General features: G+C 55.4%; 19 protein-coding genes. 11 read left to right on the forward strand and 8 right to left on the reverse strand.

Going from position 1 to position 18,384, the window contains the following annotated elements; translation table 11 throughout:
• Window positions 1-14: 14 nt before the first annotated feature.
• The 5 genes from J4E42_RS13360 to acs all read right to left on the reverse strand — a co-directional run bounded on the left by J4E42_RS13360 (window position 15) and on the right by acs (window position 6,005).
• Window positions 15-1,127 carry a M14 family metallopeptidase gene (locus J4E42_RS13360; RefSeq protein ID WP_207285410.1) on the reverse strand — a complete coding sequence of 371 codons (1,113 nt, stop codon included), beginning with the start codon at window positions 1,125-1,127 and terminating at the stop codon, window positions 15-17.
• 1 nt (window position 1,128) lies between these two features.
• On the reverse strand, window positions 1,129-1,827 hold the full coding sequence (locus tag J4E42_RS13365) for an ABC transporter permease (RefSeq protein ID WP_008034884.1): 699 nt from the start codon (window positions 1,825-1,827) through the stop codon (window positions 1,129-1,131).
• Window positions 1,824-2,513 (reverse strand): ABC transporter permease, encoded by a 690-nt coding sequence (locus J4E42_RS13370; protein WP_007951063.1) that lies wholly within the window; start codon window positions 2,511-2,513, stop codon window positions 1,824-1,826. The genes J4E42_RS13365 and J4E42_RS13370 overlap by 4 nt, the downstream gene beginning before the upstream one ends.
• A gap of 90 nt (window positions 2,514-2,603) precedes the next feature.
• Window positions 2,604-3,377, reverse strand: coding sequence for an ABC transporter substrate-binding protein (locus J4E42_RS13375; protein WP_207285411.1), 774 nt, complete (start codon window positions 3,375-3,377; stop codon window positions 2,604-2,606).
• A gap of 672 nt (window positions 3,378-4,049) precedes the next feature.
• Window positions 4,050-6,005 (reverse strand): acetate--CoA ligase, encoded by a 1,956-nt coding sequence (gene acs / locus J4E42_RS13380; protein WP_008034880.1) that lies wholly within the window; start codon window positions 6,003-6,005, stop codon window positions 4,050-4,052.
• Window positions 6,006-6,491: 486 nt separating this feature from the next.
• On the opposite strand from acs, the gene J4E42_RS13385 reads away from it, so the two are divergent.
• The 8 genes from J4E42_RS13385 (at window position 6,492) to J4E42_RS13420 (ending at window position 14,085) form a co-directional block, all read left to right on the forward strand.
• Complete coding sequence (locus tag J4E42_RS13385) at window positions 6,492-6,755, forward strand: DUF2790 domain-containing protein (protein WP_008038474.1); 264 nt, start codon at window positions 6,492-6,494, stop codon at window positions 6,753-6,755.
• Between the two features lie 245 nt (window positions 6,756-7,000).
• Window positions 7,001-7,315 (forward strand): hypothetical protein, encoded by a 315-nt coding sequence (locus J4E42_RS13390; protein WP_192227963.1) that lies wholly within the window; start codon window positions 7,001-7,003, stop codon window positions 7,313-7,315.
• Window positions 7,316-7,831: 516 nt separating this feature from the next.
• On the forward strand, window positions 7,832-9,082 hold the full coding sequence (locus J4E42_RS13395; RefSeq protein WP_008034875.1) for a ribonucleotide-diphosphate reductase subunit beta: 1,251 nt from the start codon (window positions 7,832-7,834) through the stop codon (window positions 9,080-9,082).
• A gap of 134 nt (window positions 9,083-9,216) precedes the next feature.
• Window positions 9,217-10,776, forward strand: a complete 1,560-nt coding sequence (locus tag J4E42_RS13400; RefSeq protein WP_207285412.1) for an SIR2 family protein — start codon at window positions 9,217-9,219, stop codon at window positions 10,774-10,776.
• 365 nt (window positions 10,777-11,141) lie between these two features.
• Entirely contained in the window at window positions 11,142-11,675 is a 534-nt protein-coding gene (locus J4E42_RS13405; RefSeq protein ID WP_207285413.1) for a Bro-N domain-containing protein, read from the forward strand.
• A 110-nt stretch (window positions 11,676-11,785) separates the two neighbouring features.
• Window positions 11,786-12,499 (forward strand): HNH endonuclease signature motif containing protein, encoded by a 714-nt coding sequence (locus J4E42_RS13410; protein WP_207285414.1) that lies wholly within the window; start codon window positions 11,786-11,788, stop codon window positions 12,497-12,499.
• A gap of 183 nt (window positions 12,500-12,682) precedes the next feature.
• Complete coding sequence (locus J4E42_RS13415) at window positions 12,683-13,861, forward strand: colicin E3/pyocin S6 family cytotoxin (protein ID WP_207285415.1); 1,179 nt, start codon at window positions 12,683-12,685, stop codon at window positions 13,859-13,861.
• Window positions 13,858-14,085: a hypothetical protein gene (locus J4E42_RS13420; RefSeq protein ID WP_207285416.1), complete on the forward strand. Its 228-nt coding sequence runs from the start codon at window positions 13,858-13,860 to the stop codon at window positions 14,083-14,085. Before J4E42_RS13415 ends, J4E42_RS13420 begins: the two co-directional genes overlap by 4 nt.
• A 151-nt stretch (window positions 14,086-14,236) precedes the next feature.
• Here J4E42_RS13420 and J4E42_RS13425 read toward each other — a convergent pair whose 3' ends face one another.
• Window positions 14,237-14,608, reverse strand: coding sequence for a type II toxin-antitoxin system VapC family toxin (locus J4E42_RS13425; protein WP_259331681.1), 372 nt, complete (start codon window positions 14,606-14,608; stop codon window positions 14,237-14,239).
• An 11-nt stretch (window positions 14,609-14,619) separates the two neighbouring features.
• Entirely contained in the window at window positions 14,620-14,865 is a 246-nt protein-coding gene (locus J4E42_RS13430; RefSeq protein ID WP_207285418.1) for a type II toxin-antitoxin system Phd/YefM family antitoxin, read from the reverse strand.
• 283 nt (window positions 14,866-15,148) lie between these two features.
• Between J4E42_RS13430 and J4E42_RS13435 the strand changes: the two genes are divergently transcribed.
• Complete coding sequence (locus tag J4E42_RS13435; RefSeq protein ID WP_207285419.1) at window positions 15,149-16,138, forward strand: hypothetical protein; 990 nt, start codon at window positions 15,149-15,151, stop codon at window positions 16,136-16,138.
• A gap of 6 nt (window positions 16,139-16,144) precedes the next feature.
• Here the strand turns inward: J4E42_RS13435 and J4E42_RS13440 are convergent, their stop codons facing one another.
• Window positions 16,145-16,960 carry a sulfite exporter TauE/SafE family protein gene (locus tag J4E42_RS13440; RefSeq protein WP_207285420.1) on the reverse strand — a complete coding sequence of 272 codons (816 nt, stop codon included), beginning with the start codon at window positions 16,958-16,960 and terminating at the stop codon, window positions 16,145-16,147.
• 112 nt (window positions 16,961-17,072) lie between these two features.
• On the opposite strand from J4E42_RS13440, the gene J4E42_RS13445 reads away from it, so the two are divergent.
• Both J4E42_RS13445 and J4E42_RS13450 read left to right on the forward strand, forming a co-directional pair.
• Window positions 17,073-17,840: a helix-turn-helix domain-containing protein gene (locus tag J4E42_RS13445; protein ID WP_207285421.1), complete on the forward strand. Its 768-nt coding sequence runs from the start codon at window positions 17,073-17,075 to the stop codon at window positions 17,838-17,840.
• Between the two features lie 93 nt (window positions 17,841-17,933).
• Window positions 17,934-18,251, forward strand: coding sequence for an XRE family transcriptional regulator (locus J4E42_RS13450; protein WP_207285422.1), 318 nt, complete (start codon window positions 17,934-17,936; stop codon window positions 18,249-18,251).
• Window positions 18,252-18,384: the final 133 nt, after the last annotated feature.

Here is an 18,384-nt window from a genome sequence, read left to right on the forward strand (position 1 = left end):
ACAAAAACAGTCAGTCAGTCGTTGAGCAAGCGCCCGTGACGCAGCGCTTCGCGCCCCGCCACCTTGGCCAGCCAGAAACCGGGTTGGGCATAACGCAGCCGTTCAATGGCAAACAGCACCCCGGACGTACCAGCACACACCGTGCTGACCCGATCCGATAACGGATCGATCACTTCAAAAATCTCGTCGCCGGCCTCGATCCACTCACCGGGTTTACGCAGAAAACTGATCACACCCGGATGCGGCGCGAACAGCAATTCGGTGCCTTCGAACGGCATGCCTTCACACGCGTCCTGCGCAGGTTTCGGCCATTCGCCGCTGATCAAGCCTTGCTCGGCGAGGAACGCGAGAATGCCTTCGGCGTGAGCCTCGGCGTCAGCGCGAGCGGTATCGGCCTGCCCCCCTAATTCAATAGTAGTCGCCAGGCACGCCAGTGGAATCTGCGCCTCAGGAAACTGACGGGACAGACGCAACCATGGCAGCGAGCAGGCTTCGTCGAAGGAGCTGCCGCCGGAATCTTCCGCCAGCAGGCCCACTTTCACATTCAGGTGCGCGGCGAGCGAACGCCATTGCGGCCAGTGTTGCGGCAACGCGTACATGTGCAGCGCGGCTTCGGCATCGCAGTGTAAATCGAGCACCACATCGGCGGTGCAGGCATGGCTGAGCAACACGCGCTGCATGCCTTGCAACTGGCTGCTCGCCTGCGGCAATGCCGCCAGGTGATCGCTCATGGCCTGACGGATCAAGCGGATGTTGGCGTGCGGATCGTCACCCAGATGCCCTTCGAGTTGGGCGGCCACTGGCGCGCTCAGCTCGACGAAATCGCGGTTGAAGTTCTTGCCGCTGCCCGCTTCGAAACGTCCTTGATGATTGCCTTGCAACAGCTGACCGAGGCCCAGTGGGTTGGCCACCGGCACCAGTTCGACCACACCGTTGAGCAGGCCCTGGGCTTCGAGTTCGGTCAGGCGCTTTTTCAGCTCCCAGGCCGTGCGCATGCCCGGCAATTCATCGGCGTGGAGGCTGGCCTGGATGTAGGCCTTGCGCTCGCCGCTACCGAAGCGGAACACCGAAATCTGGCGTTCGCTACCGAGGTGGCTCCACGGCAATGGATGATCGATGCGTTCCATATCAGTGCTTCCGCGGGGCCAGGTAGCCCAGCCAGCGACGCTCGGCCAGTTTGAACAGTTTCACCAGAATGAAGGTCAGGCACAGGTAGAACACACCCGCGGTGATGTACGCTTCGAACGGCAAGTAGAACTGAGCGTTGACCGTGCGCGCGGCACCGGTGATGTCGATCAGGGTCACGATGGACGCCAGACTGGTGGTCTGCAGCATCATGATCACTTCGTTGCTGTATTGCGGCAGCGCCCGGCGCAGGGCCGATGGCAGCAGAATCCGCTTGTACATCTTGAAGCGCGACATGCCCATGGCCTTGGCCGCTTCGATCTCACCATTCGGCGTAGCGCGAAGGCTGCCAGCGATGATTTCTGCGGTGTAGGCGCTGGTGTTGATCGCGAAGGCCAGGCACGCACAGAACGTTGCGCTGGACAGCCACGGCCACAGGAAGCTTTCCCGCACCGCCTGGAATTGCGCCAGACCGTAGTAGATCAAGAACAGCTGCACCAGCATCGGCGTGCCGCGGATCACGTAGGTGAAGAGCCAGGCAGTCATGTTGACGGCCGCGTTCTTCGAGACGCGCATCAGCCCCAGCGGCAAGGCCGCCAGCAGACCGAAAAACAGCGACAGTGCGAGCAATTTGAGGGTGGTCACCAAGCCGCCGAGGTACAGCGGCAGGGCCTCCCAAATGACGTTGTAGTCGAAGATCATAGATCAGCCGCCCTTACGCCTACCGAGTAGCGCTTCTCAAGGTGACGCAATGCCAGCAACGAGACACTGGTGATCACCAGGTACATCGCGGCCACTGCGAGGAAGAAGGTGAAAGGCTCGCGGGTGGCATCTGCCGCCTGCTTGGCCTTGAACATCATGTCTTGCAGACCCACCACCGAAATCAGCGCGGTGGCCTTGGTCAGTACCAGCCAGTTGTTGGTGAAGCCCGGAATCGCCAGGCGAATCATCTGCGGCACCAACACCCGGAAGAACACCTGGAAGCTGCTCATGCCGTACGCCATACCGGCTTCGGCCTGCCCCTTCGGGATCGCCATGAAGGCGCCACGGAAGGTTTCCGACAGGTACGCACCGAAGATGAAACCCAGGGTGCCGATACCGGCGGCCAACGGGTTCAGGTCGATGTAATCGTCATAGCCGAGCATTGGTGCGACGCGGTTGAGCAAGTCCTGACCGCCGTAGAAAATCAGCAGGATCAGCACCAGATCGGGAATCCCGCGGATCACCGTGGAATACAGATCGCCCAGCCAGGCCAGCCAACGCACCGGCGACAGACGCAGCGCAACGCCGATCAGCCCCAGGACGATGGCCAGGGCCATGGACGACAAGGCGAGCTGAAGCGTCAGCCATGCGCCATCGAGGATGACAGCCCCGTAGCCTTTCAACATGATTCAGATCCTCGAAAGTTGGGATGAAAAAATGGCGCAAACCTCAGAGATCCTGCTGCTTGCGCCATTCGGACTTGTCGCCGGGACGTGTTACTTGCCGTAGATGTCGAAGTCGAAGTACTTGTCCTGGATCTGCTTGTACTTGCCGTTCTCGCGAATGGCAGTGATCGCGGTGTTGACCTTGTCTTTCAGCGCATCACCCTTGCGAACAGCAATACCTACGCCGTCGCCGAAGTATTTGACGTCGGTGAAGGCCGGGCCCACGAAAACAAAACCTTTGCCGGCGTCGGTTTTCAGGAAACCGTCATTCAGCAGCGTAGCGTCTGCCACGGTGCCGTCGAGGCGACCGGCAGCGACGTCGAGGTAAATTTCGTTCTGCGAACCGTACGGCTTGACCTCGGCACCCAGCGGAGCCAGGACTTCGCGGGCGAAACGCTCGTGGATCGAACCACGTTGCACGCCGATGTTCTTGCCCTTCAGCTCGGTCAAACCTTCGCTGACTTGAGTGCCGGCCTTCATGACCAGGCGAGCCGGGGTGTTGTAGTACTTGTTGGTGAAGTCCACGGACTTCTTGCGGTCTTCAGTGATCGACATGGACGACAGGATGGCGTCGATCTTGCGCACTTTGAGCGCCGGGATCAGACCGTCGAACTCTTGCTCGACCCAGACGCACTTGACCTTCATCTCTTCGCACAGTGCGTTGCCGATGTCGTAGTCGAAACCAACGATGCTGCCGTCCGGTGCTTTGGAAGCAAACGGAGGGTAAGCCGCTTCGATGCCAATTTTCAGAGGCTTTTCATCGGCGAAAGTTGGCAGGGACAGCACGGACAGTGCCAGGGCGCCAAGCAGCACGAGTTTCTTCATCTTGGGACTCCATCGGTAAAGGGCTAAAACGGCAGAGTGAGCAACAGCCCATTATGCGAATGAGTAAAACCGGAAAGCGGTTGCTGCGTCCTGGGAAACCGGCGTTGTTTTCAACGCGAGCAACGACGAGCGAGTGATCGGCATTCTAACGACAGGCCCGAAGCCGATATTTCTTCAATGCGACAACAAATTACAGAAGCACCGAGAAAGCCGTTTAGGCACGTTGACAGCCTTGCAATTTCATGCAAGAGCAAAAGACAGTGAACCGATCTATATTGCAAATTGCGGGCCTATTATTCGCAAAGCCTTCTAATCCGGCAAGCGCAGCGTGGGTTCTTATTTTTTTGCGGGGTTGAAATGCATTGATGCGGGGTTATGGCGTTTCGCAATGCCCCGTATCGGCGCAGGCGGTTACACATTCAGTTACTTGAAGGGTGGCGGGTAACAGTGGGAAATGGACTACAGGGGAAGCCGATAATTATTGGCTGGTGTTTATTCGGTGTTTGATAGATCGCCATCGCGAGCAGGCTCACTCCCACATTTGGAATGCGTTCCCCTGTAGGAGTGAGCCTGCTCGCGATGAGGCCAGCCCGACCAACACAAAATATTGAGGCAATAAAAAACCCTACCAGACTCAACACCTGGCAGGGCTTCGACAACGCCAAACGCTACTTACGCAACATTCATCGTCTTGTGCGTATCAATCAAATGCTGCACCACACCCGGATCCGCCAGGGTCGAAATATCCCCCAACCCATCATATTCAGCAGTCGCAATCTTGCGCAGAATCCGGCGCATGATCTTGCCCGAACGCGTCTTCGGCAGCCCCGGCGCCCACTGGATCACGTCCGGCGAAGCAATCGGGCCGATCTCTTTACGCACCCAGTTCTTCAGCTCCAGACGCAATTGCTCGCTCGTCTCTTCGCCAGCGATCAACGTGACGTAGACATAAATGCCCTGCCCCTTGATGTCGTGCGGCACACCGACCACGGCGGCTTCTGCGACTTTCGGGTGCGCAACCATCGCACTCTCGATCTCGGCGGTACCCATACGGTGGCCGGACACGTTGAGCACGTCGTCCACACGGCCGGTGATCCAGTAGTAACCGTCCTCGTCACGACGCGCACCGTCACCGGTGAAGTACATGCCGCGGAAGGTTTTGAAGTAGGTGTCGACGAAACGGTCATGGTCGCCATACAGCGTGCGCGCCTGGCCTGGCCACGAATCGAGAATCACCAGGTTACCCTCGGCGACGCCTTCGATGATGTTGCCCAGGTTGTCCACCAGCGCCGGCACCACGCCGAAGAACGGACGCGCCGCCGAACCAGGTTTTAGCGCGTGAGCGCCCGGCAACGGGCTCATCATGTTGCCGCCGGTTTCGGTCTGCCACCAGGTATCAACGATCGGGCAACGGGATTGACCGACGTTCTTGTAGTACCAGTCCCACGCTTCCGGGTTGATCGGCTCACCGACCGAACCCAGCAGACGCAAGCTGCTGCCATCAGCACCTTCAACAGCGGCCTTGCCCGACGCCATCATTGCGCGGATCGCGGTCGGCGCGGTGTAGAGGATGTTGACCTTGTGCTTGTCGACGATCTTCGCCACCCGGGTGATGTCCGGGTAGTTCGGCACGCCTTCGAACAGCAGCGTGGTCGCGCCGTTGGCCAGCGGGCCGTAGACGATGTAGCTGTGGCCGGTGACCCAGCCGACGTCGGCGGTGCACCAGTAGATTTCGCCCGGGCGGTAGTCGAACACGCGCTCATGGGTCATGGCCGCGTACAGCAAGTAGCCGCCGGTGGTGTGTTGCACGCCCTTCGGCTTGCCGGTGGAACCGGAGGTGTAAAGGATGAACAGCGCTTCTTCGGCACCCATCTCTTTCGGCGCGCAGACACTGCCCGCCACTTTCATCAGGTCTTCAAACCAGATGTCGCGATGCTGGTTCCACTTGATGTCGCCACCGGTGCGCTTGCACACGATGACTTTCTGAATGCTGCTGGTTTCCGGGTTGGTCAGCGCGTCGTCGACGTTGGACTTGAGCGGGATTTTCTTGCCGGCACGAATGCCTTCGTCCGCAGTGATCACAACTTTGGAGCGGCAGTCGATGATGCGACCGGCCAGGGCTTCCGGCGAGAAACCACCGAACACCACCGAGTGAATCGCGCCGATCCGGGTGCAGGCCAGCATGGCGACCACGGCTTCGGGAATCATCGGCATATAGATAGTCACCACGTCGCCGCGGTGCACATCCTGGCCGCGCAAGGCGTTGGCGAACTTGCAGACTTGTTCGTGCAGCTCGCGGTAGGTGATGTTGCGGCTTTCGGAAGGGTCATCCCCTTCCCAAATGATCGCGACTTGATCGCCGCGCTCGGCCAGATGACGGTCGAGGCAGTTGTAGGAAACGTTCAGGGTGCCATCGGCGAACCATTTGATGTCGACATGGTGATCGTCGAAGGACGTCTGCTTCACCGTGGTGAAAGGCTTGATCCAGTCGAGGCGCTTGGCTTGCTCGCGCCAGAAACCGTCAGGGTTGACGACCGACTGCTGGTACATGGCTTTGTAGGTTGCCTCGTCGGTCAGCGTGTTGGCCGCTACCTCGGGACGAACGGGATACAGAGAAGCCGCACTCATCTTTCTTACCTCGGTGGAATAGTTGTTTTTGTATGGCCCTGTTGTAGCCCGGGCCGGGCCTATAGAACCATTCGACGATGGTAGTAACAAGCCCCTACAAATTATCGTGATAACCCCGAAATGCCTCCGCCAAACCCTGTAGGAGCCGGCTTGCCGGCGATGGTCGCCAACGATAACGCGCCAATCCTGACACCCCGAAGCGCTCTCGGGTTTATCGCCAGCAAGCTGGCTCCTACAAGGAATGAACGATTCCCCAACAACGTTATCCGGTGATTGTTACGAAATCTGTCAAAGGTGTTTATCAAAACCCCACCTATATGAATGCCACCCCCACGCCTAAAATCCACCTCGCCAACAAGGCAAACCCTGATTAACCAAGTTGCAGCCCCCACGAAGGCAGTTAATCAAAACACCGGTAACCAAGTTCCACACGCAACCCCAAAAAGGTTGCGTGACCCCACTCGACCTCTAAAAGGTAAAACCGAAATGAAAGCTTTATTAGTTCTGGCCCTCTCCAGCCTGTGCGCAACCGCCATGGCAGACGAGGTCCCGACTGATGTCGCCCAGCAACAACCGGCCATCGAGGAATACACTTACTCCACTCACCTCGATATCGCCAAAGTTGTCTCCATGAGTGAAATCCCCAATGTGTGCGAAGTTGTTCCCATGAAAATGGAATACGACGACTCCAAAGGCCAACGCCACATCCTGCGCTACAGCATCATGGGTAACGGCTGCTCCAACGGCTAATCACCCGCACCCCCCAAAACGGTTCGACCCAATGCCCGATCATCACACCGACCTGTAGGAGCCAGCTTGCTGGCGATAGCAACAGATCGGTCAACACGATGCTCAAGGCAGTCAATGCGCCGAACCGTATAGATCTATTTTTACGATACCTTTAAGCATTTATTTGCGCTTTTTAATCGAATCCATCGGCGTAGTATGAATTCCACACCAAGGCACACAACGCCAACGAACCTGGAGCAACGACCATGAAAACCAAACTGATCCTCGCCCTGACCCTGTCTGTACTGGCCGCCAACACCTTCGCCGCCGACGGTTACGACCGCACGGGTTCGGCCACTTTCACCACCGAAGCCGCTGTCGCTTCTGACGGCTACGACCACACCGGCTCGGCCAAAGTCGCCGCCGATGGTGCCGATCACGTCGGTGCAGGCAAACTCGCTTCCGATGGCTTCGATCACACCGGCGCCGCCAAAGTCGCTGCCGATGGTGCCGACCATGTCGGTGCAGGCAAACTCGCCGCCGATGGCGCAGACCACGTCGGTGCCGCTCGCCTGAGCTGATCATCGAGCGTGACTGACAGCCCGACTTCGGTCGGGCTTAGTTGTGTCTGAGGCCAGCGAAAACCGACTCAAAACACAAGATGTAGTGAAAAACCCGATTTTTTGTCTATTTTTTGAACAAAAAAGTAGCACATCAAAATTTAAGAAAAAAAATCTGCGCCCGCGATCTCCAGCCAAAGCCCTGTAAACCCTCGCTCCGACCGAAAAACCCTCCTTCTCGACCGCTCCATGCGCGGATTCGCCCCACCACGGCCGCAAAAATTTCCCTATAATGCCGCCTTAAACGGGCCTGCAATATTCCCTTACAGGGATGACAGCCAGTCCGAAGCCCAGGCCGACGTCGTCAACGACTGCAGCGCCATCAGCGGCTCTCGGAACCCCGTACAAAATTATGTTTATTTGCCTGCGTGTACCGCTGCAAAAAACGCTATCAAACGCGGCCAGACCGGTCGTGTGAAAAACCAACCAATCAGTTTTCACACGGGCATCTGGCCCTCACGCAGGAGACGACACGTCATGCTGAGCTGGGACGAATTCGACAAAGAAGACAGCGGCGAGACCGTGGTAAAAGGCGCCAACGCCGGCCACGCGACTGAAGCAAACATGGACCGCCTCGACACCGCCGGTGGTGTTGCCGCTCAAGAAGCTCGCGCTGTAACCGCGTCCGACTCCGCCGCCATCGCTCGCGCCAAGGCTGCCCTCGACAACCTCGACATCGCCGAAGGCCTCGCCGAACTCGAAGGCGCCTCCGCCCGTGTCGCCGTTGACGAAAAGCGCATGATCAACTGCCGCGCCGACCTCAACCAACTCGTACCTTTCAAGTACGACTGGGCCTGGCAAAAGTATCTGGACGGTTGCGCAAACCACTGGATGCCGCAAGAAGTCAACATGACCGCCGACATCGCCCTCTGGAAAGACCCGGAAGGCCTGACCGACGACGAACGCCGCATCGTCATGCGCAACCTCGGCTTCTTCTCCACCGCCGACTCCCTGGTTGCCAACAACCTGGTCCTGGCCGTGTACCGCCTGATCACCAACCCGGAATGCCGCCAGTACATCCTGCGCCAGGCTTTCGAAGAGGCGATCCACACCCACGCCTACCAGTACTGCATCGAATCGCTGGCCATGGATGAAGGCGAAATCTTCAACATGTACCACGAGATCCCATCGGTCGCGAAAAAAGCCACCTGGGGCCTGAAATACACCCGTTCGATCTCCGATCCGAAGTTCGAAACCGGCACCGTCGAAACCGACAAAGAACTGCTGCGCAACCTGATCGCCTACTACTGCGTTCTGGAAGGCATCTTCTTCTACTGCGGCTTCACCCAGATCCTCTCCATGGGCCGCCGCAACAAAATGACCGGCGTCGCCGAGCAGTTCCAGTACATCCTGCGCGACGAATCCATGCACCTGAACTTCGGCATCGACGTGATCAACCAGATCAAAATCGAAAACCCGCACTTGTGGGATGCCGAGATGAAGGAAGAGGCTTCTCAGATGATTCTGCAAGGCACTCAGCTTGAGATCGAATATGCGCGTGACACCATGCCTCGTGGGGTGTTGGGCATGAATGCGGCGATGATGGAGGACTACCTCAAGTTTATTGCTAACCGTCGTTTGTCGCAGATTGGTTTGAAAGAAGAGTATCCAGGGACGACTAACCCGTTCCCTTGGATGAGCGAGATTATGGACTTGAAGAAAGAGAAGAATTTCTTTGAGACTCGGGTTATTGAATACCAAACCGGTGGTGCTTTGAGCTGGGATTGATACCACTCAAAAAAATATGAGCTGAACCTACATGATGTTAGGGGCGCTTTGAATATCAAAAACCCCGTGAAAACGGGGTTTTTTTTGTCTAACTTCAAAGCCAAGCAACTCTAAAAAGTCTACAAGGATAAGAGATGAGCATAAAAGACCAACTTATAGCTATTTTTAAATCTAGACCAGCAGGCCCCTTCCTGTTCGTCGGCTCAGGTTTTTCGAGAAGATACCTTGGACTGGAAGATTGGCGTGGTCTACTTGAGCGATTTTGCCAAAACGGTAAGCCATTTGAGTACTACCTCGCCAGCGCCAATGGACAGTACCCGAAAGTTGCAGAGCTTTTAGCCGAAGACTTTAACAAGTACTGGTGGGAAGCCGAAGAGTACAAGTCTAGCGTTGAGAGGCATAAAGGAAAAATAACAAACAAAACTTCGGCACTACGAATAGAGATATGCAACTATCTCTCTACGCTGGATCAAACGAAAGCCAAAAACTCGGAATTCGCAGCCGAAGTTGAAATACTTTCAAGACTCAACGTTGATGGAGTCATCACAACAAACTGGGACCTATTTCTTGAACAAATATTCCCTGACTACAAAACATATATCGGCCAAAAAGAACTACTATTTTCTAACCCTCAGGAAATCGGTGAGATATATAAAATTCATGGCTGTTCATCGGCGCCCAACTCGTTAGTACTCACAGACACTGACTATCAAGAATTTCACGATAAGAATGCATACCTAGCAGCAAAACTAATTACTCTTTTTGTTGAACACCCGATTGTTTTTCTCGGGTATTCGATTTCAGACGAAAATATTAGCAGCCTGTTACGCTCCATTTCCCTTTGCATCGGGAAAGACAACATAGAGCAACTTAGGAAAAACCTGATTTTTGTCCAGCGTCTCGCCGAAGGAGAAAGCCCCAATATTTCAGATACTTACCTAACCATCGATGGAGTTCAGATCCCTCTAGTGCTAGTGAAGACTAACGACTTCTCTCCAGTGTATGAGGCAATAGACGCCACAAAGAGAAAAATCCCTGCCCGAGTACTGCGCTACTGCAAAGAACAACTCTATGAATTAGTAAAGTCTGCCGAGCCTGAGAAGAAAATATGTGTTGTAGACATAGATGATATAGACAAAAAGGAAGATATAGAGTTTCTAGTTGGCGTGGGCGTAGCGAGCCAACCACATCAGGGAATTGGCGAGGTAGGCTATGCCGCATTAGAGTCTAAAGACCTAATACTTGACACACTGCATGAAGACCGCGAATTTGATCCAATTGCAATTCTTCAGCAAGTAATAAAAAATGCCGGACGAAACACAAAAAACATACCCGTATTTCGCTATCTTACTCGCTATGGAATAACGAGCAAAGAGCAGTATGAAAAATCCAATTTATGTTTAGACAAGTGGGTAAACCGAGACATACAGGAGTTTCGCTCCAAAAACTATACAGCTGCATTTTTCAGAAAATATCGGCACCTTACAATCGAGGAGATCATCCATGACTGCACGCCAGAAAATGCTGCGGCATACATACCATTTCTATCTAAAGACAAGATAGATCTCGATATCCTAAAAAATTTCTTGGTAGAAAACATAGAAAAAATAGACTATCAAAATTCCAGCTATGCAAGTAGCTTCCGAAAACTTGTTGTGCTTTATGATCGCCTGAAATGGGGATGGGCTAATTAATCAGCCAACCTTTTTGGCGCACACTCCACTGTGCGCCACACCCAAACCTAAAATCACGTTTAATTAACGACGTAAACGTGAGTTTTCTCCTACGAAAAACTAGGAAACTTTACTAATTGACCTTTCTTACCTTTTTTACATAGTGTATTCGCAGGTGCCTAAGAAACGCCCAACGTAGAAGCTAGTTCCCAAACACTGTACGCAAGCTAATCAGCGATCTATGCGTAATTTGTGTTTGAGAAAATCAGCTCGTTGGGATTTTTAGATCCTCTACGTCGGGTTCTGGCCTTCTTAAACTTCATACGTAGAGGTAATGGATATGCCTATAACGATTCCACTCCGTCCCTCCGCCTCGGAGACCGGTCATGCTTGATCAATTCATCCCAACGGTATTCACCCGCCACAACCTCCCCCTCCACGCCCTCCTCCTGGAAAACCAGCCATGGTTCTGCGCCCGCGATCTCGGTCGCTTAATGGGCTTCCATCTGAGTGATCGTGTGGTCAGCAAACTTGACGAGGATCAGCGACATACGTTGTTGATTGACTACAACGGCCAACCAGAAAAGCGGTTGATGCTCAGTGAGTCCGGTGCGTATGCGTTGTTGGTGTATCACTACGCGCCGGGGAATCGGTTATTGCGTGAGTGGTTAACCCATCAAGTGGTTCCGGCCTTACGCGATGCGGGGCAATCGAAAAACGCGGATCGACCGATGTTGAGTTTGTTGGACTGGCCTGAGATGTCGTTGAGTCTGTTGCATTGGCAGGATGAAGGCTGGATTCGGCTGCGGGATATGCCTTATCTGTTGCTAGGCCGCACACGCCGGCGCGTACCAGCGGTTAAGCCTTGGTGGCGGAAGGTTTTGGAGGTGTTTCAATTATCAAAGCATTCAGTCGGTTAGCCTTTGTAGGACCAACTGAAAGAAGCGTCGGCATTTTCTGTAGGAATTTTCGTAGACATTCATGATGGCCAATCAGTATCGTCCGAGGGTTTTCAGCCCTCGGCGATTGTATGGACACGGAAAAGAGCAACAGCGATTGGAGTGATGCGGAGATTCAGGCTGCGGTCGACGCCTATCTCAGCATGCTGTCACGCGAGCAAAGCGGTCAGAAGGTCAATAAAGCACACGAGAATCGGCTCCTGCGCGAAGGTGCTTTAGCGGGTCGCACCAAAAGTTCGGTTGAGTTTCGGATGCAGAACATCTCTACCGTGTTGGTCGAACTCGAACGAGATCGCATTCAGGGATACAAACCGGCCAAGAACGTCGGCGCGAATGTTGCGCGCAGCATTCGTGAAGCGCTGAACGCGCCGAGTACGTTAACGCCGGAAGATTTTGCCCCGACCGCCGATGAGGCAATGCTAGAACAACGTGCAGCCAAACTTGAGAAGCAACCGTTCAAAGGCGAGCCGAAGGGGATTTTGAAACCACAACAAGTGTCGAGCTCGGGCAACTCTTTTGTACGCGATCCAGAGGTAAGAGCCTGGGTGCGGAAAGAGGCCAATGGTATCTGCGAGGGTTGCGGAAAACCGGCGCCGTTTGAGAAGGACGGCAGGCCGTTTCTTGAGGTTCATCACGTTAAGCATTTGGCGCAGGAAGGTTCGGATCGCCCGAGTAATGCCGTGGCGCTGTGTCCGAACTGTCATCGCCGTTGTCACCATTCGAGTGATCGGGATGAGTTCACTGCTTCACTGTTTCAGAAGGTGAAGCGGTTGGAGTTTGAGTGATTGGGCCTGGAGAACTTACGCGCACAAAGGCGCCGAGTTCTAAGGATTGCGCTTCAACTCCGATAAAAAGAGAAAACGCTTAGAGTCATTCAGGATCCGTCCTACAGCCACGATTAGCCACGTTCGTTAACGTCGCGCAGCCCCTTTTACGGGGCTGCCGATGGACGAACGAAAGGATGATCAGTGGCTGGCAACAAAGACATTCCGCGGGTTAAGAATCCACCCTCCGGTGATGGGCATCACGTCACCTACCGCTATATGAATGCCACCGAATTGGCCGAACGGGACGCCAGACAAACAGCCTACGAGGCCATGCTGGCCAGGCAAGACGCCTTCGAACGCAGCCGTCAGGTCATAGCGGAAAAGCAAAGACCCATTCAAGCTGGATGTGTCTTCGCCAAGTCCTGCAAGCTGCCGGACGCCATCATCGATTACTCGAATCCCTCAGGGATGGTGCCGACCGATAGCCTGAAAGACTACGGTGACCTGATTCTGCTGGGTGCTCGCGAATCGGATGAATCAGGCGCAGTGCCACTGAAGAAGATCAGTGGCACTGCGATTCCCGCTGGTCTGGGCTCCCTCGCCTTGGCCGGCTCGGCATTCGCCGCTGCACCCGTGGTCGCGGCGAGCGCCGTAACAGCAACGCTGGTTGGCCTTGTTGCGCTGTTCACACCATCGAGTCTGGGCGACAGCTCGCTTTACACCGACGACCAACTCCATGCGCTCAAACAGGCCCGTACCCGCGTTCGCCTGCGGGTCGAGCAACAGACTGACGGCAGCCTCAAGGGATATGGTTTTTACACCGGCAAAAATCGCGATTGGGAAATGGTTGATGTCGTGCAGTTCACATTGCGTGGCAGCCAGCAGGTGGCTGACCTGGGTGACGGCATTGAACTGATCTGGACGCCGGCCGTGGATGGTTCGGACATTCTGGGCATTCCGGCGCTGGAGGCTGCCCCGCAAGCGCCGCATACCTGGGTTTACCCGCCAACGAAAGCGGCTGACAGCATTATCGTGAACCCGGTTTATCCGCCGGAGTACAAGGATTTCATTCTTGTGTTTCCGGCTGATTCGGGGGTAAGGCCGGTCTATGTCGTTGTCAGTATTTCTCATCATTACTACCCGAAGCCACATACCTTGCCGGCCTTTCCGGATGCAAAATGGGCCCCAGGCAAAACCCGCATGAAGGGCGGGGGCCTACGTCCTCGTTGGAAGGATAAAAAAGGCACGATTTACGAATGGGACTTCCAGCACGGCGCAGTGGAGAAATACAACAAACGCGGAAAACACTTGGGCGAGTTTGATCACGCATCAGGCAATCAGACAAAACCTGCAGATCCAACGAGGACGGTAGAGCCATGAAGCACACGGTGATGGGTATCAATGAGGGAGACGACTTTGCTTCTTATGAGAAAGTGCTTGCGATCAAAAGCGAGGAACTCGCGGTATTGATGGGCTGGAAGGATCAAGAGGACTACGTGTATGACTACCAATTGACGAAGGAGCAAATTACAGCCATTGAACAGGCCTGCTCGGTTTCGTTTCCATCCGATCTCATTCTTTTTTTAACCACCAGTCAAAATTGACGTGTGATGGGTTTACGGTGTTTTGAAAACAGGCAGTGCAATTCGCCCCACGTTCTGCTCGCACTCAGGGCCCGAACCCGCCATGAAACTCAGGCTCGCTCCCACGGGGGATCTGCGATGGGTTTGAAAACATCAGTATTCTGCCTCCCCCTCACAACCGTGCCGAAACCACCCGCACACCATACTGGGGAATTATCCCGTCCGCTGTGACCAACTCCAGCCCTTCCGCCTGAGCCTGTGCAATCAACATCCGATCAAACGGGTCGCGATGAATCTCCGGTAACTTGCCCGCCTGCTGTCCATGGAACAGCGAAATCGGCAGTTTGGTGAAACCCTCGTCCTCAACCAGCGCCTCAAGATCCTCTGGGGCCTCGAGCATTCCTTTGGCTTGTTTGATCGATATCTCCCAGATCGAAGCGGCACTCACCAGGACCTGATTACGCGGCTCCCCAATCATCTGTCGAGCATCTGCGCCCAGTGAGGGATCATCGGACAGCCACCACAGAAACGCATGGGTATCCAACAGCAAGCGCCTCATAGGCTGCCCTCAAATCCATCAATGATGTCTTCAGTCGTTTTGTCAAAATCCGCAGACATCCGAATCTTCCCCTTCAACCGTCCAGGCTTGCGCGCGCGGGGCGTCTCGACATGAGGAAGCAGGTCGAGATATGGCTTGCCGGCCTTGGCGATTACCACTTTGTCGCCATGCCATACACGCTCAGCAAGTTGGGAGAGTTGGGATTTTGCTTCGTGCATGTTTACTTGCACCAATTCATTCATATGGCACCTCCATAGAGTTAGCTAAGCTAGCCTAAGCCGGGGTTTTTCTATAAGCAAGGTGTCGAGCTGACCGTTTGTCAAAAAGCGAGCTTGCCCGTGAAGTTCGTGACCGACAACGCGTACGACCAGATGCCCAGTGGTGTTCTTGGGTTTTTCGCGAGCAAGCTTCGCTCCTACAGGGACGGTGTGTTGCTGTTGATTTTGTGGTGCTTTAAAAGAGTGGGTGCAACCCGCCTCGCCTCCCGCTATTAATACCCTCCCCACTCAAGGACCCGAGCCCGCCATGAAATTCGACCTCGCCTACTGCCTCAGTCTCGACGACAAGTTGTCGATCTATGACGTGCGCGATTTGAATTTCGACGAGACCATGGATTTCGATTCCGCCAAGGAACATTTCCAATGCCCCAACGACGCATGCAGGGCGGCGTTCGATGCGGCAAACGTGTTGACGACATTCAACGCCAAAAACGTGAATTACGTTCGCACCCCGCACTTCAAGAACACGCCCAGCACCCGGCATGTGGCGGATTGTCCTTATGTCAGTCTCAAGACGCCGGCGTCCGGAGTGGACGCGGACGGTGCGGAAACGGATGACAGTCGCGAGGAGCATTTCCCGTCGGAATTGTTGCTGACTCGGCGTCAGTATGTGCGTAAGCCATCGAACCCGGCGGTGACGGCGGATGTAACGCGGGACGATCCGAAACCTCTTACACCGCCCAGCGATACCGAGCACCAAAGCCACGAATCAGCGCCGGACAAGACCAGTATCTTCGCCCACCCAGTGGAGTGTTTTGTGTCGAACTTCGAGGACAAGGAGTTGCTCAAGCGCGTGCCGCTGAAGATTGGCGAGCACACGGCGCCTTATGGGTCGTTCTTCAAGAAGGTCGAATACCTGACGGACAACAAGGGGCTGATTTACTGGGGCAAGATCAAGGAGATCAAGGATTACACGCAGAGCTTTCGCATCGATTTCGAGCAGAAGGTCTGGTTCAAGCAAGCGGATGAGGCGAAGAAGAAGCCTTATTCGGTCAACGTTTACTTGAGCAAGAAGTTGATCGAGAACTACCGCAAGCGCAAAGCGTTTCTGGAAGAGATCAAGCACGCCATCGACAGTGAAGCGGAGCTGTATTGCTTCTTTTATGGCGTGACGCCGGAGTTGAAGCAGGTGCCGAGCAAGAAAAACCCCGAGCAGACGTTCGGGGTGTTCAGTGCGAATATCGAGAACCTGGATCACTTCATTATTCGCGAGGCGCCGGGGTTGGAGGCGAAGTGACGGTGTTCAATTCAGGCACATGCTGAGCATCACCACGATCAGCAAACCGATGTACACCCGCGCATGCGTCCGATCCGGAATCCGCCCGATCCACGGCGTGGCCAATCGAATCCCCACCAACGATCCCATCGTCAAAACTGCAAACGCCAACAGATCCACATAACCGACAAACCACGCTCCCAAATCAAAATCGCTAAACCCCGCCATCGCCATGTAAGTCACCGTCCCGGCCAACGCCACGGGCAGGCTTAGCGGATTGGCCATCGACGTTGCCTGACTCATGCTCAACCCGCATCGACGCAACAATGGCACGGTCATGACGCTGCCGCCTACGCCGAGAAACGTGGCGATGGCGCCGATTCCTACGCCGCCACCGGACACTTCCGCCCTCCCCAATCGCCGTGGGATTGCGTTATCTGCGTGTGTAAGAAAACCGCGTCTGAACAGGCAATCCACAATGGTCACGCCCAGGTAGGCAATGAACGCATACCGAATTACCTCGCCACTCACCCACATCGCCGCCACCGCTCCTCCCACCGCGCCCAGCCCGATAAACCCGCCCAACGGCCACAGGTAATGGCGAATCAGATTACCGGCGCGGTGATGTTTTCCGGTGGCGACCAAGGCGTTGACGATCATCACGCAGGTCGAGGTGGCGACGGCGATGTGCATCGCCGATTGACCGATGGGGTCGTCCGCACCGTGGCTGGCCATGAGCATGCGGTACAGCAATGGCACGACGACGAAGCCGCCGCCGAAGCCGAACAGCACGGCGGTGATGCCGGTCATGCAGCCGAAGAGTGTCAGCAGGAGGTAGAACATTGCGCGTCGTCCGTTGGTTGAGAGTGGTCGACGATAGAGCGATGTGGCTTGGCCTGCTTCAGCAAGTGAGCCAATAATGTTTGCGTTTACGCCAACTGCCGGAAGCCGCTTGATGCGCAATGTTTCGATTAATTTGCTGGATGACACGCCACGGTCGGTGGTGGCGATCGGTACGGATTATTCCTACGGGCATGTGTTGCCTAGTCATACACACCGACGGGCGCAGTTGTTGTACGGCGCGACCGGGGTGATGCAGGTCGGCACGCACGATGGCAACTGGGTGGTGCCGCCGCAGCGGGCGGTGTGGATTCCGGCGGGGGTGCCGCATGAGGTGTTGATGCTGGGGGTGAGCACTCGCAGTTTGTACATCGAGCCGGGTGCAGTGGATTTGGGCGAGCGTTGTCAGGTGATCAGTGTTTCGCCGTTGATGCGGCATTTGCTGATGGAAGCGGTGGAGGTTCCGCTGACGTACGACGAGGCCGGGCGCGATGGGGCGTTGATCGAGCTGCTGCTGCATGAGCTGGCGCGCAGTGCTCACTTGCCGTTGCACATTCCGCTGCCGGTGGATGCGCGGCTGCTTGGGTTGTGCCAGGGCTTCTTGCAGCGGCCCGATGTTCATCAATCGCCGCAGCAATGGGCGGATCAGATGCACGTCAGTCTGCGCACGTTCAATCGGCTGTTCCGCCAGCAGACCGGCCTGAGTTTCAGCCAGTGGCGCCAGCGCGCCTGCGTGGTGCTGGCGCTGGCGCGATTGGCGGTGGGTGAGCCGGTGACGCGGATTGCGCTGGATTTCGGTTATGACAGCCCGGCGGCGTTTTCGACGATGTTTCGTCGTGTGTTGGGTCAGGCGCCGTCCGTCTGGTTGGCAGGGGCGAAATAGCAGAATTCAAAAAATGAGTTTGATCCGGGCGCAAAACAACTGTACAAAAACACAGTACATTTTGAATCAGCACTCTCGAGCCCGGAGAACGCCATGGCCTCTTATGCGATGAAAATCACCCTGGAACGTATCGCCCTCTTCCAATTCACCCCCACCCATTGCGGCCAGGCCCGGGCGATGTTGGGTTGGAGCGTTGATGAGCTGTCTCGGGAGTCTGGCGTTTTGGTTGATGTGATTGAGCGATTTGAGGCCAAACGTGAGGTGCCGGATGCTGATCGACTGGCGCTGGCGTATCGGTTTGAGTCGCAGGGGTTGGTGTTTTTCCCGGGGTTTGCGCCGGGGCGGGGGATGAGTGTTAGAGGGACTGAGTCGAATTCGGTGGGGCGGGCGGATTTTGCGATGGTTGAGTGAGAGAAATCATCGATTGACGATTATTCCCATATAGGTATATCTCAAGATCCTCAGCAAACGCGTGACATTCGAAAGCCGTGGTTTTTTGTAGGAGCCAGGCTTGCCGGCGAAGGCGCTCTCAGGGACGCCTTCG

This window comes from Pseudomonas sp. FW300-N2A2 (assembly GCF_017351735.1).
Taxonomy (GTDB): Bacteria; Pseudomonadota; Gammaproteobacteria; order Pseudomonadales; family Pseudomonadaceae; genus Aquipseudomonas; species Aquipseudomonas migulae.

Excerpts from the sequence above, each read along its gene's own strand:
- J4E42_RS13400 (WP_207285412.1), top strand. The coding sequence starts at position 9,217 with ATGAGCATAAAAGACCAACTTATAGCTATTTTTAAATCTAGACCAGCA.
- J4E42_RS13375 (WP_207285411.1), bottom strand. The coding sequence starts at position 3,377 with ATGAAGAAACTCGTGCTGCTTGGCGCCCTGGCACTGTCCGTGCTGTCC.
- J4E42_RS13365 (WP_008034884.1), bottom strand. The coding sequence starts at position 1,827 with ATGATCTTCGACTACAACGTCATTTGGGAGGCCCTGCCGCTGTACCTC.
- J4E42_RS13420 (WP_207285416.1), top strand. The coding sequence starts at position 13,858 with ATGAAGCACACGGTGATGGGTATCAATGAGGGAGACGACTTTGCTTCT.
- J4E42_RS13445 (WP_207285421.1), top strand. The coding sequence starts at position 17,073 with ATGCGCAATGTTTCGATTAATTTGCTGGATGACACGCCACGGTCGGTG.
- J4E42_RS13370 (WP_007951063.1), bottom strand. The coding sequence starts at position 2,513 with ATGTTGAAAGGCTACGGGGCTGTCATCCTCGATGGCGCATGGCTGACG.
- J4E42_RS13450 (WP_207285422.1), top strand. The coding sequence starts at position 17,934 with ATGGCCTCTTATGCGATGAAAATCACCCTGGAACGTATCGCCCTCTTC.
- J4E42_RS13430 (WP_207285418.1), bottom strand. The coding sequence starts at position 14,865 with ATGAATGAATTGGTGCAAGTAAACATGCACGAAGCAAAATCCCAACTC.
- J4E42_RS13435 (WP_207285419.1), top strand. The coding sequence starts at position 15,149 with ATGAAATTCGACCTCGCCTACTGCCTCAGTCTCGACGACAAGTTGTCG.
- acs (WP_008034880.1), bottom strand. The coding sequence starts at position 6,005 with ATGAGTGCGGCTTCTCTGTATCCCGTTCGTCCCGAGGTAGCGGCCAAC.
- J4E42_RS13405 (WP_207285413.1), top strand. The coding sequence starts at position 11,142 with ATGCTTGATCAATTCATCCCAACGGTATTCACCCGCCACAACCTCCCC.
- J4E42_RS13390 (WP_192227963.1), top strand. The coding sequence starts at position 7,001 with ATGAAAACCAAACTGATCCTCGCCCTGACCCTGTCTGTACTGGCCGCC.
- J4E42_RS13410 (WP_207285414.1), top strand. The coding sequence starts at position 11,786 with ATGGACACGGAAAAGAGCAACAGCGATTGGAGTGATGCGGAGATTCAG.
- J4E42_RS13385 (WP_008038474.1), top strand. The coding sequence starts at position 6,492 with ATGAAAGCTTTATTAGTTCTGGCCCTCTCCAGCCTGTGCGCAACCGCC.
- J4E42_RS13395 (WP_008034875.1), top strand. The coding sequence starts at position 7,832 with ATGCTGAGCTGGGACGAATTCGACAAAGAAGACAGCGGCGAGACCGTG.
- J4E42_RS13440 (WP_207285420.1), bottom strand. The coding sequence starts at position 16,960 with ATGTTCTACCTCCTGCTGACACTCTTCGGCTGCATGACCGGCATCACC.
- J4E42_RS13360 (WP_207285410.1), bottom strand. The coding sequence starts at position 1,127 with ATGGAACGCATCGATCATCCATTGCCGTGGAGCCACCTCGGTAGCGAA.